This is a genomic window from Arthrobacter sp. Dra40 (assembly GCF_059091905.1).
This window is the reverse complement of record NZ_JBNHHB010000010.1, coordinates 52,663-66,598: the sequence shown is the minus strand read 5'-3', so window position 1 is coordinate 66,598 and position 13,936 is coordinate 52,663. Positions and strand designations below refer to the sequence as shown.

Sequence of the window (13,936 nt, the reverse complement as noted above, 5' to 3'; positions counted from 1 at the left end):
TCAGGCGCTGCCGGCCTGGGCGGGCGGCCCGAAACCTGCTCCCGGGTCCGCACGGCTGGGTGCGACTCCGTAGAGGAGCCATTGGGTGAGCAGGCTGGTCATCAGCTCCGGGCTTGGTTTGCTGCCGTCATCGGGTGCGGCCAGCCAGCGTTCGCCGGCAGCACGCACCATGCCGATGGCGGCCCGCGGCCAGTAGGAAGCCGCGGCCAGTTCCATGGCGCTGTCCGCGGAGGCGCTCAGGTGGCCGCGCAGCGGGGCCTCGATCATCGCCGTCACGTTGGCGAAGAAATCATGAAGCACCGCCGAACTGCCGTTCTCCGGGGCAGCGTCGGCCGGCGCCGGCTCGCCGTGCAGTTGCTGCGGAACCGATGGATCAAAGGGGCCGTCCCGGGTGACGAACGCATAGACGTGCGGCGAGGATTCCGCCATCTGCAGGTAGACCGAGACCATGGCGTGGAGGCCTTCCTGCGGCGTGGTCGCGCTGGCGGCGGCCTCCTGCAGCCGGGCCTGCATGCGGCCGATGACCACTTCGCCCATGGCCTGCTGCAGCCCGGCTTTGTCACCAAAGTACCGGTAAAAAACGGGCTTGGAGGTTCCGGCGGCCGCCGCGATGTCCTCCATCGAAGCGTCGGGGCCCAGCCGGTGCACGGCGTGGCGGGCGGCGCGGATCAGTTCCCGGCGGCGTTCGGTCCGGTGGCGGTCCCAGCGGGCGGAGCGGCCGTCGGGCCCAGGCAGTGGAACCGCAGGGCGGACTGTGGCGCTATTCACGTTACCCAGCGTATCAGGTACGCTTGGTTACGGTAACAGACTTCGTTCGCCCTGCACCCGATTCACGAGGAGAGCCTTCATGGCCGCTTCACCTGACGCCACCGGCACACGCCCCGCCAATGTTCTGCGCAAGGCAGTCATTATCGGCGGCAACCGCATCCCGTTTGCCCGCGCCAACGGGGCCTACACCCAGGCCAGCAACCAAGACATGCTGACCGCCGCCTTGGACGGGCTGGTGGCCCGCTTCGGGCTGCAGGATGAACGGATCGGCGAGGTGGCCGCCGGCGCCGTGCTGAAGCACTCGCGCGATTTCAACCTCACCCGTGAAGCGGTCATTGGATCCGCGCTGTCGCCGGAAACGCCCGCCTATGATCTGCAGCAGGCGTGCGCCACCGGGCTGGAAACAGTGATGGGCCTGGCCAACAAGATCAAGCTGGGGCAGATCGATTCCGCCATCGCCGGCGGCGTCGATTCTGCCTCCGATGCGCCGATTGCCGTGAGCGAGGGGCTCCGGGCGGTGCTGCTGGAACTGCACCGCGCCAAGTCCGTGCAGCAAAAGCTGACCACCCTGGCCAAGCTGCGGCCCAAGGACCTGGCACCCAACGCGCCGGATACCGCCGAGCCGCGGACCGGGCTGTCCATGGGCGAGCACCAAGCGCTGACCACCGCGGCGTGGAACGTCACCCGCGAGGCGCAGGACGAGCTGGCCCTTGCCAGCCACCGCAACCTGGCGGCCGCCTATGAGCGCGGGTTCTTCGACGACCTGATGACGCCTTACCGCGGCCTCGCCAAGGACTCCAACCTGCGGGCCGACACCACGCTGGAGAAGCTGGCCAAGCTGCAGCCGGTCTTCGGCAAGAATTTGGGCGCTGAAGCGACCATGACTGCCGGAAACTCCACACCGCTGACCGACGGTGCCTCCGCGGTGCTGATCGGTTCGGAGGAGTATGCCCGGAGCAATGACCTGCCGGTGTTGGCCGAAGTGGTCGACGCCGAGGCGGCAGCAGTGGATTTTGTGCACGGCAAGGAAGGCTTGTTGATGGCCCCCGCCTACGCCGTTCCGCGGCTGTTGGCTCGGCAGGGTTTGACCTTTGCGGATTTCGATTTCTTTGAGATCCACGAAGCCTTTGCCGGCACGGTGCTGTGCCATTTGGCGGCCTGGGAAAGCGAGGAGTTCTGCCGCAACAAGCTGGGCCTGCAGAAGCCGTTGGGCGCCATCGACCGGACCCGCCTGAACGTCAACGGTTCGTCGCTGGCGACCGGACATCCCTTCGCCGCGACCGGTGGCCGGCTGGTCGCCACCCTCGCTAAGATGCTGCGCGAAAAGGCCGACGCCGAGTCTGGCCCCACCCGCGGTCTGATCTCCGTATGCGCCGCCGGCGGCATGGGCGTGGTGGCTATTCTGGAGGCAAACTAATGGCCGACCGCTACCTGGACTTGGTTAACGCCGGGCCCGTGAAGAGTCTCGCCAAAAAGCTGGGACTGCCCCAGCCTGCCGTGCTGCGGCGCTACCGGCCGGGCGCTCCGCTGCTGCCCGGTCCCGTCTTGGTGCTCGGCTCCGGGTCCGGCGCCGACGTCCTGGCCAAGGAACTGCTCGGCTGGGATCTGGATGTCCGACGGCATGTGGCGCCGAGGGAACGGCTGGGCGGCATGGTGCTGGTGCTCGACGAACTGGCCTCGCCGGAAGAACTGGCGGATCCGATGCTGGCCGCCGGGGCCAGCCTCAGGGACCTGGCTCCCGGCGGCCGGATCGTCACGATCTCCCGCCCCGCGACCGGCACCGGACAGCCCGCCCAGGCCGCGGCCCGGCAGGCGGTGGACGGGGCCTTGCGGTCGCTGGCCCATGAGCTGCGCGGCGGTGCCACCGGCAACGGGATTGTGCTGGCCGAGGGCGTGGATGCCGGTGCGCCGGCCGTCCTCGGGGCCCTGCGCTTCCTGCTCTCCGGTCGGAGCGCCTACGTCAACGGGCAGTTCCTGCTGGTGGGCTCCGGCGCGGCCTCGACGCCGGCGGACCCGGACCGTCCGCTGGCGGGCAAGGTCGCCGTCGTTACCGGTGCCGCCCGCGGCATCGGCGCAGCGATCGCCGAGACCCTGCACCGCGACGGTGCCCGGATCATTGCCGTCGACGTCCCCGCGGCCGGCGAGCAGCTGGCCGCGGTCGCCAATCGGGTCGGCGCCACCGCCCTGCAATTGGACATCACCGCGCCGGACGCGGGCGCGAAGATCGCCGCCCATGCCGCGGAGCGGAACCACGGGCTGGACATCGTGGTGCACAATGCCGGCATCACCAGGGACAAGCTGCTTGCCAACATGGACCAGGCGAAATGGGACGCGGTGATCGCGGTCAATCTCTCCTCGCAACTGAGGATGAACGAGCAGCTGCTGGCGTCGGGCGCCCTGCGCGAAGCACCACGGGTGGTGTCGCTGGCCTCCACCAGCGGGATTGCGGGCAACCGCGGGCAGACCAACTACGCCGCCTCCAAGGCCGGCATCATCGGCATGGTCCGCGCGTCGGCGGCCGCCTTTGCGGACGCCGGCGGCAGCATCAATGCCGTCGCTCCTGGCTTTATCGAGACGGACATGACCGCCCGGATGCCGTTCCTGACCCGCGAAGTGGCACGCAGGCTGTCCTCGCTGCAGCAGGGCGGCAGGCCGCTGGACGTCGCCGAAGCGGTCTCCTTCCTGGCCAGCGATGCCGCGGGCGGGATCAATGGTCAGACGCTGCGCGTCTGCGGCCAGAGCATGGTCGGCGCATGAGCGAGGTCATCCTGGGGGAGATGCCCACGCTCTCGCGGCTCTATCTCACAGCTGCTTCTACAGCGGCGCGGCACAAGCTGGGCGTCGGCCAGCAGACCGAGCAACTCCCGGCGGCGCGGCATACCGTCGACGGCGTGCACATCGCCCCGGAGCGGGTCAGCAGCTTCCAGCAACTGATGCACGGCACTGTGCGGGACACCTTGCCCTCGGTGTTCCTGCACTCGGTTGCCTTTCCCGTGGCGATGAGCGTGATGACGCGGCCGGACTTCCCGCTTCCGCTGCTCGGCATGGTGCATCTGGCCAACCGGGTGAACCACCTGCGGCCGGTCCACTTCGCCGAGCCGTTGACCGTGACGGCCTGGGCCGAAGGCCTGCGCGGCCACCATGCCGGCACCCAGGTGGAACTGCATACCCGGATCGAGGCCGGGGGCGAAACCGTGTGGGAAGGCGTATCGGACTATCTGGCCAAGGCGGTCTACCTGCCTGGCCTGGACAAGGCATTGAAGCCGGAGCGCACCGATTTCACCCCGCCGCAGCCGACTGCGCGATGGCGCCTCGGTCCCGAAGCCGGCCGCGAGTACGCCGGTGTATCCGGTGACTTCAACCCCATCCACTTGAGCGCGGTGTCGGCCAAGATGCTGGGACTCAAGCGGTCCATCGCCCACGGCATGTACCTGGCCTCCCGGGTCCTGACCAGTGTGGAAGCCACGGCCAGCGAACCGTTCAGGTGGCGCATTGACTTCGCTGCTCCGGTCTTCCTGCCCGCCACGGTGGCCGTCCGAATCCATGACACGGAACGGGACGGATCGTGGGAAGCGTCCGAGTTCACCGGCTGGGGTGAGCGCAGCCACCGGCTCCACTTCACGGGCAGCGTCAACACCCTCGCGGGGTAGCACAGGACCCCGGCAGCCCCGGTTCAGGTGGCAGCCGCCTTGCGTTCCAACACGTCGCGTTCCCGGTCGTTCTTGGCCAAGGCGGCTGCGGCGGCGAACTCGGCCCGTGCCTCGTCCGGCCTGCCGAGCCTGGCCAAGAGCTCGGCCCGGACGCTGGGCAGCAGATGCGATCCGCGCAGCGCCCCCGCCGCGACCAAATCGTCCACGATGGCCAGCGCTGTCGCGGGCCCGGTTGCCATGGACACGGCCGCCGCCCGATTGAGCTCGACCACCGGGCTGGGCGCAATCCGGCCGAGCGCCTCATAGAGCAGCACGACCTGTGCCCAGTCGGTCCGGTCGACGCTGGGCGCCACCGCATGGCACTCGGCAATGGCGGCCTGCAGCGCGTAATTCCCGCGGCCGCGGCCCAGCCCGTCGGCCCGGGCCAGGGCCGCGCGACCGCGTCCTATCTGCGCGCGGTCCCAGCGGGTGCGGTCTTGGTCGGCCAGCAGCACGGGGGTGCCGTCGGGCCGGGTGCGGGCGCCGAACCGCGCGGCCTGGAGTTCCATCAGGGCGACCAGCGCGTGCGCCTCGGGTTCCCGCGGCACCAGCGAAACCAGCACCCGGCCGATCCGCAGGGCTTCGCCGGCCAGATCCGGCCGGATCCAGCGTTCCCCGGAGGTAGCCGCATAGCCTTCGGTGAACATCAGGTAGATGACCCGGAGGACACCGCCCAACCGCGGCCCCCATTCGTTCGGTTCCGGGACGTCGAAGGGGACTTTCGCCGCGGCCAGCGTCTTCTTGGCGCGCACAATGCGCTGCTGGACCGTTGCCACGGGGAGCACGAACAGTCTGGCGATTTCCTCGCTGGACAGACCGCCCACGATCCGCAGGGTCAAGGACACTTGGGCCTCCCGGGAGAGCACCGGATGGCAGGCGGTGAAGACCAGCCGGAGCACGTCGTCCGGCACCGGGTCCCAGGAAGTGGCGGCCTCGTCCTGCAGCCCGCGGGCCAGCAGCTGGTAGCGGTCGTCGAGGCGTTCGGCCCGGCGCCAGGCGTCGATCGCCTTGCGCTTGGACACAGTGGTCAGCCAGGCGGCAGGATTGCGCGGCAGGCCGGTGTCCGGCCATTGGAGCAGGGCATCGGCGACGGCTTCCTGCGCCATGTCCTCGGCAAAGCCGACGTCACCCGTGGCCCGGGCCAGCGCGGCGACGATCCGGGCACCTTCGATGCGCCACACGGCATCCAGCCGGCGCCTGACTGCCGCTGCCCGCTCCGCGTCCGTCCCCGGCGCCGCTGCCCGCTCCGCATCTGTCCCCGCCACGGCTGACCCCTCCCGCTGCGCGGGGGCTACGCGTTCTCCGCGCGCAGCTTCGCCTCTTGTTCGCGCCAGCCTTCTTCCTTCTTGATGTACTCGTTGTCGGAGAACTCGGCGAAATCTGCCGCCTCGGTCACGCGGCGCACCTCCAGCTTGGAGCCGGGGCCCAGCGGACAGCGGCTGGCCCACTCCGCAGCTTCTTCCTTGGAAGCCACCTGGACGATCCAAAAGCCGTTGAACAGCTCATGGGTTTCGCCGTAAGGGCCGTCGGTGACAATCGGCGGATCTTCCGAGAAGTCGACGACGAAGGACGTCCCGTCGGACAGGTCGGCCAGGCCATCACCGCCGAGCATGATGCCGGCGTTGATCATGGACTCGTTGTAGGCGCCCATCTTGTTGATCATTTCTTCAAACGGCATGGCCTTGGATGCCTCGAGGGCTTCGTCGGTGGACCGCATGATGAACATGTACTTCACGGTTGTCTCCTTCTGTGTCCGAGGGCGCGGTGTGCGCCTTCCACTATGCCGTCGAACGGCGAACATGGATATCGACACAGGCGGAAAACTTTTTCGGGGCACCGTGTCGGCTTTCGTTCCGGCCGCCACCGCCGCCCTTATGCTGGCCCTATGACCACCGATGCTCAGTTTGCCGACCGCGCCCGGACGCTCGATGCCGCCGATCCGCTGGCCGAATACCGTAAACGTTTTGTGGGCCACGACGATGAGTCCATCACCGCCTACCTGGACGGCAATTCGCTGGGTCGGCCGCTGGCCGCCAGCGTGGACCGGGTCCGTGACGTGATGCTGCAGCAGTGGGGCGGACGGCTGATCCGGGCCTGGGACGAGGGCTGGCTGGCGCTGCCCGAGCGGATCGGCGACGAATTGGGCCGGGTGGTGCTGGGCGCCGCTCCGGGCCAGTGCGTGGTGGCCGATTCCACCACCGTGCTGCTCTACAAGTTGGCCCGTGCCGCGATCGCGGCACGCCCCGGCCGGCGGCGCATCCTGGTGGACCGGGACAATTTTCCGTCCGACCGCTTCATCGTGGAGGGCATTGCCGCCGAATGCGGCCTGGAGCTGGACTGGCTCGAACCGCCCCACGGCGGGGGAGTCACGGCGGCAGCCGTGCGCGCCGCCGTCGGGCCGGACACGGCGCTGGTCTTGCTCAGCCATGTGGCGTACCGCTCCGGCTACATTGCGGACATTCCTGCCATCACCACCGCGGCGCACGACGCCGGTGCCCTGGTTTTGTGGGATCTGTGCCATTCCGCCGGGGTGCTGCCCGTGGAACTGGATGCGTGGGGCGTGGACCTGGCCGCAGGCTGCAGCTACAAGTACCTGAACGGCGGCCCGGGCGCGCCCGCCTGGGCCTACGTGAGGACAGAGCACCAGCACTTCCAACAGCCGATCCAGGGCTGGCTGGGCAGTTCGGAACCCTTCGAGATGGGCCAGGGCTACCAACCTGCCGGCGGCATCCGCCGGTTCGCCTCCGGGACCCCACCGATCCTCGGGATGACCGCGATTCAGGACATGATCGCGCTGATCGACGAGGCCGGCCTGGCCGCCGTCCGGGACAAGTCCGTCGCCCTGACCGAATTCGCCATCGAAGCCGTGCAGGCGACGTTGGCCAACTTCGGCGTCGCAATCGCTTCGCCGCTGGATCCGGCAGAACGCGGTGGACACGTCACCATAGACCATCCGGCCTTCAAACACGTGACGGCCCGGCTCTGGGAACAGGGCGTGATCCCGGACTTCCGCGAACCGGACGGCATCCGGCTGGGACTCTCGCCGCTGTCCACCAGCTTCGAGGAAGTCCGGCGCGGCATCGCGGCTATCCGCGCCGAGCTGGAACGCGCCTAACTGGAGCGGGCTGGCTCGCCCTACGGACCATACGGATCTCGTGCAGGCCGGCCCAGAGGTCGGTCAATGGTTCACGGCGGCCGTCCGGAGCGAACCCATGCTTGCGGTAGAACGCTTGGGCGCGGGGATTGTCCTCGAGAACCCACAGCAGCGCCGGCTCGCTGCCGATGGCAGCCTCCAGCAGCCGCAGTCCTAACCCGGTACCGTAGGCCTGCGCCAACACGTAGAGCATCTGCAGTTCGTACGGCAGGCCGACGTCGCCGTCGTCGTCCTGGGCGGGGCCGGCGCCGGCACAGCCCACTATCCGGCCGGAAGTGTCCTCTGCAATCCACAGTTCCGCTCCTGCCGCCAAGCCGCGTGCCCACCAGTCGATCTGCTGCTTCCGACGCGCGGCCTCGGCGGCAAAGAAGGATGCGGGACGCAGCGCGGCGTAGGTTTCCCGCCACGCAGCCAGCTTCATGTCCAGGGTTGCGGGAACATCATCGCCGGTGGCGCGGCGGACGCGGTAATCGGGAGTTGGCACCCATGAATCTTAGCGGTGCCAGCAGGCCGTCACCGGCGGAAGTGGTCCACCGCCAGCTGGTAGCTGTGTGCCGTCAGCGCAGCGGTCTGCTCCCAGCCGAAGGAGGAGGCGTGCACGGCCGCGTTGACGCCCAGCCGTCGGCGGAACTCCGGATAGTCGTGCAGTTCGCGCAGCGCACCGGCCCACCGAGCCGGATCGTGTCCGTCCACCAGCAAGCCGGTGAGACCGTGGCTGACCGCCACCGGCAGACCGCCCACGTTGGTGGCAACCACAGGGGTCCCGCATGCCTGCGCCTCCAGCGCCACAAGCCCGAACGATTCGCTGAAGGACGGAACCGCCACCACGTCGGCGCTGCGGAAGGTGGCCGCCAGTTCGGCTGGCTCCACGGGCGGCGAGAGCGCCACGATGTCGTCCAGCCCCAGCTGGGTGGCCAGCGCAGGCAGGTCCAGCTCGGCGGCCCCGCTGGCCTCGCCGGTGATGGATATCTGCAGCCGGATGTCCGGCCGTTGCCGGCGAAGTTCCGCCGCCGCGGCCAGCAGCACTTGCGGCCCCTTGAGCGCCTGGATCCGGCCGGCGAAGACCAAGTGGAAGGTCTCCGGCCCTAGTCCGGCTGCCGCCCGGTCCTGCTGCCGGCCCTCCGGCCGAAAAGTCCGCAGGTCCACGCCGGGCGGGATCACGTCCACCGTCCCCAAGTCGGCGCCGTAGAGGTCGGCCAACTCGCACGCCTCCGTCAGCGTGTTGGCGATCAGCCGGCCCGCCCCGGAGGCAATGGCTTGTTCGCCGCGGACCCGGGTTTCCGGCTCCGGTGCCTCGCCGGGCTGCAGGTGCAGATTCTTGACCAGCCCCATCGTGTGCATCGAATGCACCAGCGGAATCTGCCAGTCCTGCTGCAGGCGCAGTCCCACCGCACCCGAGAGCCAATAGTGCGAGTGCAGCACGTCATACCTGGCGCCGTCGCGCTGGGCGAACTGGCGCAGCGAGGCCTCCAGCGCGGCCAGCCGCTGCGGCACCGCTTCCTTCGCCACGGTGTCGGCCGGCGCCCCGTCCAGATGGATCACGCGCACGCCCGCCCGCGGATGCTCCACCGGTTCCTGCCCGTCATGTTGGGAGCGGGTGAAAACGTCGACGGCGGTGCCCAGCGCCGCTTGTTCCCTCGCCAGCGCCCGGACGTAAACGTTCATGCCGCCGGCATCGCCTCCGCCGGGCCGGGCCAGCGGCGAGGTGTGCAACGACAGCACGGCGATGCGGTCCGCGCCGACCATGCTCCACCTCCGTGCCGTGTGCCCGGCCGGTACGTCTCCAGCCGTGGATAACCGACCTGCTGCCGATTTTGTCTAGCAGCAACTTTAGCCGTCCCGACACGGGGCAGCCGCTCGATGACAAGTCAGTGCATGGTGAAGCGGTTGGCGACCGCGTCGTGGGCCCCGGGTATGTGGGTCAGCGCGCGGAACACATGATTGCGGGCGGCGAGCACTGCCGCTGGCAGCGGCCGTCCCAACGCCATGTTCAGATGCGCTTGCCAGGTGGCGGTGGCTGCAGCCCGCAGCCGGTCCGCCTCGTACTGCCGCAGCGCCGCCGCCGTCGGCTCGCCCCGCAGCGCCGCGGCCACGATCGGGGCCAAGGCGGCCGCGTCCAGCCAGCCCAGGTTCATGCCCTGCCCGCCGATCGGGCTGATTTGGTGTGCCGCATCACCGATCAGCGCAAGACGGCCCGCGACCAAGCGGCGCGGCATCCTGGAACTGACCGAGAAGGCGCTGAGCATGGAGCAACTGTCCGGTTCCGGCCGGACGCCGGTGCGCCGGGCGATCAGGGAAGCCAGGCCGGCGGCCGTGGGATGGCTGACCACGCCCGGCATCCGGGCCACCCAGCGACGGGTGCCGCCGGGCAGCGGAAAGGATTCGACGATTCCGCCGGCCTCCAAATAGAGCACGGCGGTGCTGCCGTCCGAGGTGGTGTCGGCGAAATCCCCCATCAGGTAGGCATCCGGATAGGTCCGCGTACGCACCGCGACGCCGCATTGCCGGCGCAGGGCCGAATACGCGCCGTCGGCAGCGACGACCAGCCGGGCGCGGACCGTGGACATATCAGGGCCCGCTGAAGGTTCCCTGTCCAGGTCCGCTGCAGGATCAGGATCCTCCGCCCGGCGCGGCCCTGCGCCCGCGTACGTTCCGGATCCCGGCCCCGCGCCCACGCGGCAGGACAGCGTGACGGTCGCCCCGTCGTCGTCCGCGCGGTGCACCTGCACGCCGCGCTGCAGGGCACCCGGACGCAGCGCTTCCAGCTGTTCCTCCAGCAGTTGTTCGGTGACTACCTGCGGCACGGCCAGCACGTAGGGATGCCGGCCCGGGACCGCGTCGAAGGACAGCGATGCGACCTCGCGGCCGCGGCTGCGGGCCGTGCCCCGACGGATGCGGACTCCTGCCGCCAGCAGCGCGGGGCCCACGCCCGCGTCGTCGAGCACGGCCAAGGCCGGCGGATGGATCCCGATCGCGCGGGAATGTGTGCTGCGCGCCGTCCGCCGCTCCAGCACCGCCACGTCCAGTCCGCGCCGGGCCAGGAGGAGGGCCATGAACAGCCCCACCGGGCCGCCGCCCACGACGGCGACATCGTGCAGCTTCTCCGAGGCCCGAGGGGTGCTGGTCCGGCGCCTCGGGGAGAGCAGCTCAGCCATCGGTCCCACGGACCAGCAGCTGGCGGAATCGGGAGTCCCGTACCACCTGCCAATCCGCCGGCACCGCGGCGCGAAGCTCCGCCGGCGTGTAGCTGCGGCGGATGGAGGTCAGGCCGTCGCGGCGGATCAAAGAACGGTGGAAGAACGGCAGCGTCCCGGCGGCGAACAGTACATACGCCGGGCGGCTGCGGATGATGTCGCTGTGCACCGCGAGCGAACGCGTCAACTGCCGCGAGTCCTCCAACAGGCCCGTCAGCTCCGCGGCGGTCAGGTGGTGCAGCAGGTGGTTGGACACCACCGCGTCGAAACGACGCCCTTCGGCGACCAGCTCCGCGCTGAAGGCCTGCCGGAACTCCAGTCCCGGCAGCAGCGGCCGCGAGATGGCGAACTCGTGCGCGCGGGGGTCGGGATCGATGGCAGTGATCCGCAACCCCAGGCCGTCGCGGGCCGCCCAACGCGCGAGCATCCGCGGCACGTCGCCGCCGCCGGAGCCAATATCCAGCAAGGTGGGATGCTCGATGGCGGCCAGGCGCGGCCGGAGCAGCCGCCTGTAGATGCCGTGCCAACCCGAAACCGCCCGGTTGATCAGCGGAAACTGGGCATAGGTACGCCGGAGCATGGCGGGATCACAGTCAGGTTTGTCCATTTCCTCCACCGCGTCGGTGGCGCGCGTGGCGAGGAAGGTTGACCTGCTGTACGCCGGAGAGTGCGGGGCCACGGCGGTCCGCTCCGGCTAGACCGCGGCTGCGGCGGCGGTACTTTGGGCCTGCAGCGTCACGGCCGGAACGGTCTTGGTGAACAGGCCGGTTTCCACCGTCAGACCCGGGCCGAAGGCCATGGAGCAGATCCTTTCCTCGGCGGCGCCCGGCGGTAGCTCCAGAATGTGCTTGAGCACGAACATCACCGTGGCGCTGGACATATTCCCGTAGCGCCGCAGCGTTTCGCGGGCCGGCACCAGTTGTTCCTCGGTCAGCGCGAGCTTAACCTCCACCTTGTCCAGGATGCTCCGTCCGCCCGGGTGGATCGCCCAGTGCTCGATGTCGCGGTACGGTTTGGCCGCGAGCGCCGGTTCACGGGCCAGCAGCGGCTCCAGGGCGCCGACGATATGTTCGTCGATGATGTGCGGAACATAGGTGCCGAGGACCATCTCGAAGCCTTCGTCGCCGATGTTCCAGGCCATGGACTCTTCGCCCACCGGGGTGAGGATGGTTTCAAAGTGGTCCAGCCGGATGGCCGGTCCGGTCTCGTCCAGATCGCGTGCGGTAATGACCGCGGCTGCCGCCCCGTCCGCGAACAGAGAGGAGCCAACAATCGTGTCCGGGTCGTTGGACGTGCGCACATGCAGCGTGCACAGTTCCGCCGCCACCACCATGACGACGGCTTGCGGATCGGCGTCGCAGAACGACTTGGCTGCGCGGAGCGCCGGGAAGGCGGCGTAGCAGCCCATGAAGCCCAGATGGTAGCGCTGCACGCCCGGATTGAGTCCGAGGGCCCGGACCACCTTGTAGTCCGGGCCGGGATTGAAGAATCCGGTGCAGGAGACGGTGATCAGGTGCGTGATGTCCGCCGGGCCGATCCCCTCACACGCGGCCAGCGCCTTGCCAGCGGCTTCTATGAACAGCGGGGTGGCCTTGGCCGCGAAAATGTCGTTGCGGACCTTGGTGCTGGGGGAGAGCAGCTCCCGGGAACCGGCGTCGAAGAACACCGGATTCTCGGCCCGCTTTGCCGTGGTGAGTTCGTCGACGGCCGCGTGCCGCGTGTCGATGCCGGACTGGTCGAACGAGGTGGTCACCAGCCGCCGCCCCAGACGCGTCAGCCCGGGCTGCGCGGCAAACACATCACGCGCCTCGGACTGGATCAGGACCGTCTCCGGAACAGCGGTTTCCAAGGACCTCAGCGTGACCGTCATAGTCCATTCTTAGGGCAGCCGGCCGGGGAAAACAATGGACCGCCGCCCCGGAGACCCGGCTGAACCGCATCACCGGCGCGCGCGTCTTACCGGATAAGGGCCCTGCCCGGAGCCTAAGGAGCGGAATCCGATGGACTACGAAGTCAATGCGCTGCCGCTGCACGTGCTCTTGGTCCACGCCACGGTGGTGTTCATTCCACTCACCGCGCTGTGCATTGTGCTCAGCCTGGTCTGGCCGGCGGCCCGGCGCCGGTTGGGGATCGTCACCCCGCTGATTGCGCTGTTGGCTTTGGTCATGGTGCCGGTCTCCCAGCAGGCAGGGCACTGGTTGTTCCTGCGGATCGACCAGACGCCGCAGGCGATGGAGCACATGCGCTTGGGCGACATGATGCTGCCCTGGGTGATCGGCCTGTTCATCGCGGCGCTGGGCCTGTGGCTCTGGTTCCGCTATGGAACGACGGCGGCGGCCTCCTGGCGGCGCAAGCTCGGCGCCGGGTACCGCATCATCGCGGCGGTGCTGGTCGTCGTCGTGCTGGCGGTGTGCGCCGGTGCCACGGTGGCGGTGGTGCTCACGGGTGAGTCAGGATCGCGGGCGGTCTGGGAGGGGCGCTTTTCCGAGCCGCCGCCGCTGCCTTAGCGTCGCTAACCAGACCTGGGCGCCGCCGTGCTACCCGCCGAGACGGTGGTAGGAGGAGGCGAAGTGGATCAACGGATCGGCGCTCTCCGCACCGGGAGCGTCGCGGCCCATGGCCAGCACCTCGCCGACGATCAGTAAATGGGTCGCCGCCGGATGCACGGCGGTGGTCTTCAATTCGAACCATGCCGGCGCTCCGCCGATCACGGCAGCGCCGGTGACCGGGCCGCGCCGGTATGGAACCTGGTTGAGCAGGCCTTCTACCGGGTTGCCGGGGCTCGCCAGCCAGTTCGCGGTGCCTTGGTGATGGGTTGCCAGCAGGCTCAGCGCCCACGTCCCGGAGCTCGCCACCGCGTCGCAGATTCTGGACTCCTCGAAGAGGCTGACCAGCATGGTGGGCGGGTCGTAGGAGACGGAGAGGTAGCCGCTGACGGTTGCCGCGTAGTCCCGGTTCCGCCACCGCGTGGAGACCACCGCGACGCCTGCAGCGAAGTCCGCACTCAAGTTGCGGTACAAGTCGATGTCCCGCTGGTCCGGTGCGTCCGGCCGAAGCCGATGGCCGGCCAGCTCTCCGTCCAGTTCCATGCCGCCATCTTTGCACGCGGGCCCCTGTGCCATGGACCGGGG

Annotated in this window: 14 protein-coding genes; 5 read left to right on the top strand and 9 right to left on the bottom strand. The window is 69.3% G+C overall.

The features are described from left to right. Window positions 1–768, bottom strand: coding sequence for a TetR/AcrR family transcriptional regulator (locus AC5RWT_RS07480; RefSeq protein ID WP_494079744.1), 768 nt, complete (start codon window positions 766–768; stop codon window positions 1–3). A gap of 79 nt (window positions 769–847) precedes the next feature. On the opposite strand from AC5RWT_RS07480, the gene AC5RWT_RS07475 reads away from it, so the two are divergent. The 3 genes from AC5RWT_RS07475 to AC5RWT_RS07465 are packed head-to-tail and all read left to right on the top strand — an operon-like array spanning window position 848 to window position 4,418. After that, window positions 848–2,185: an acetyl-CoA C-acetyltransferase gene (locus AC5RWT_RS07475; RefSeq protein WP_494079743.1), complete on the top strand. Its 1,338-nt coding sequence runs from the start codon at window positions 848–850 to the stop codon at window positions 2,183–2,185. Then, window positions 2,185–3,525: a 3-oxoacyl-ACP reductase gene (locus AC5RWT_RS07470; RefSeq protein WP_494079742.1), complete on the top strand. Its 1,341-nt coding sequence runs from the start codon at window positions 2,185–2,187 to the stop codon at window positions 3,523–3,525. The genes AC5RWT_RS07475 and AC5RWT_RS07470 overlap by 1 nt, the downstream gene beginning before the upstream one ends. Beyond that, a complete protein-coding gene (locus AC5RWT_RS07465) occupies window positions 3,522–4,418 on the top strand; it encodes a MaoC family dehydratase (RefSeq protein WP_494043811.1) in 897 nt (298 codons plus the stop codon). Before AC5RWT_RS07470 ends, AC5RWT_RS07465 begins: the two co-directional genes overlap by 4 nt. A gap of 23 nt (window positions 4,419–4,441) precedes the next feature. On the opposite strand, the gene AC5RWT_RS07460 is transcribed toward AC5RWT_RS07465, so the two are convergent. Together AC5RWT_RS07460 and AC5RWT_RS07455 are read right to left on the bottom strand one after the other, a co-directional pair. Continuing rightward, window positions 4,442–5,647, bottom strand: coding sequence for an RNA polymerase sigma factor (locus AC5RWT_RS07460; protein WP_494079778.1), 1,206 nt, complete (start codon window positions 5,645–5,647; stop codon window positions 4,442–4,444). 101 nt (window positions 5,648–5,748) lie between these two features. Then, the gene (locus AC5RWT_RS07455; protein WP_494043810.1) at window positions 5,749–6,192 is read right to left on the bottom strand and encodes a YciI family protein; all 444 of its coding nucleotides are present in this window, start codon (window positions 6,190–6,192) and stop codon (window positions 5,749–5,751) included. Window positions 6,193–6,342: 150 nt separating this feature from the next. Between AC5RWT_RS07455 and kynU the strand changes: the two genes are divergently transcribed. Beyond that, complete coding sequence (kynU, locus tag AC5RWT_RS07450) at window positions 6,343–7,572, top strand: kynureninase (RefSeq protein ID WP_494079741.1); 1,230 nt, start codon at window positions 6,343–6,345, stop codon at window positions 7,570–7,572. On the opposite strand, the gene AC5RWT_RS07445 is transcribed toward kynU, so the two are convergent. The 5 genes from AC5RWT_RS07445 to AC5RWT_RS07425 form a co-directional block, all read right to left on the bottom strand. Next, window positions 7,544–8,095 (bottom strand): GNAT family N-acetyltransferase, encoded by a 552-nt coding sequence (locus tag AC5RWT_RS07445; protein WP_494079740.1) that lies wholly within the window; start codon window positions 8,093–8,095, stop codon window positions 7,544–7,546. The two genes, kynU and AC5RWT_RS07445, sit on opposite strands and share 29 nt — an antisense overlap. A gap of 29 nt (window positions 8,096–8,124) precedes the next feature. Continuing rightward, window positions 8,125–9,357 (bottom strand): D-inositol-3-phosphate glycosyltransferase, encoded by a 1,233-nt coding sequence (gene mshA, locus AC5RWT_RS07440; protein WP_494043807.1) that lies wholly within the window; start codon window positions 9,355–9,357, stop codon window positions 8,125–8,127. A 122-nt stretch (window positions 9,358–9,479) separates the two neighbouring features. Beyond that, window positions 9,480–10,766: an FAD-dependent oxidoreductase gene (locus tag AC5RWT_RS07435; RefSeq protein ID WP_494079739.1), complete on the bottom strand. Its 1,287-nt coding sequence runs from the start codon at window positions 10,764–10,766 to the stop codon at window positions 9,480–9,482. Further along, window positions 10,759–11,484, bottom strand: coding sequence for a class I SAM-dependent methyltransferase (locus AC5RWT_RS07430; protein ID WP_494079738.1), 726 nt, complete (start codon window positions 11,482–11,484; stop codon window positions 10,759–10,761). The genes AC5RWT_RS07435 and AC5RWT_RS07430 overlap by 8 nt, the downstream gene beginning before the upstream one ends. A gap of 15 nt (window positions 11,485–11,499) precedes the next feature. Then, window positions 11,500–12,675, bottom strand: coding sequence for a type III polyketide synthase (locus AC5RWT_RS07425; RefSeq protein ID WP_494079737.1), 1,176 nt, complete (start codon window positions 12,673–12,675; stop codon window positions 11,500–11,502). Between the two features lie 130 nt (window positions 12,676–12,805). Here AC5RWT_RS07425 and AC5RWT_RS07420 point away from each other — a divergent pair, with 130 nt between their 5' ends. Next, the gene (locus tag AC5RWT_RS07420) at window positions 12,806–13,312 is read left to right on the top strand and encodes a hypothetical protein (RefSeq protein WP_494079736.1); all 507 of its coding nucleotides are present in this window, start codon (window positions 12,806–12,808) and stop codon (window positions 13,310–13,312) included. A 30-nt stretch (window positions 13,313–13,342) separates the two neighbouring features. Here AC5RWT_RS07420 and AC5RWT_RS07415 read toward each other — a convergent pair whose 3' ends face one another. Continuing rightward, on the bottom strand, window positions 13,343–13,894 hold the full coding sequence (locus AC5RWT_RS07415) for a flavin reductase family protein (RefSeq protein ID WP_494043802.1): 552 nt from the start codon (window positions 13,892–13,894) through the stop codon (window positions 13,343–13,345). Window positions 13,895–13,936: the final 42 nt, after the last annotated feature.

What these genes read in the sequence shown, in the direction of transcription:
- AC5RWT_RS07435 (WP_494079739.1), bottom strand. Translation starts at nt 10,766, where the DNA reads ATGGCTGAGCTGCTCTCCCCGAGGCGCCGGACCAGCACCCCTCGGGCC.
- AC5RWT_RS07470 (WP_494079742.1), top strand. Translation starts at nt 2,185, where the DNA reads ATGGCCGACCGCTACCTGGACTTGGTTAACGCCGGGCCCGTGAAGAGT.
- AC5RWT_RS07465 (WP_494043811.1), top strand. Translation starts at nt 3,522, where the DNA reads ATGAGCGAGGTCATCCTGGGGGAGATGCCCACGCTCTCGCGGCTCTAT.
- AC5RWT_RS07420 (WP_494079736.1), top strand. Translation starts at nt 12,806, where the DNA reads ATGGACTACGAAGTCAATGCGCTGCCGCTGCACGTGCTCTTGGTCCAC.
- AC5RWT_RS07415 (WP_494043802.1), bottom strand. Translation starts at nt 13,894, where the DNA reads ATGGAACTGGACGGAGAGCTGGCCGGCCATCGGCTTCGGCCGGACGCA.
- kynU (WP_494079741.1), top strand. Translation starts at nt 6,343, where the DNA reads ATGACCACCGATGCTCAGTTTGCCGACCGCGCCCGGACGCTCGATGCC.
- AC5RWT_RS07475 (WP_494079743.1), top strand. Translation starts at nt 848, where the DNA reads ATGGCCGCTTCACCTGACGCCACCGGCACACGCCCCGCCAATGTTCTG.
- AC5RWT_RS07425 (WP_494079737.1), bottom strand. Translation starts at nt 12,675, where the DNA reads ATGACGGTCACGCTGAGGTCCTTGGAAACCGCTGTTCCGGAGACGGTC.
- mshA (WP_494043807.1), bottom strand. Translation starts at nt 9,357, where the DNA reads ATGGTCGGCGCGGACCGCATCGCCGTGCTGTCGTTGCACACCTCGCCG.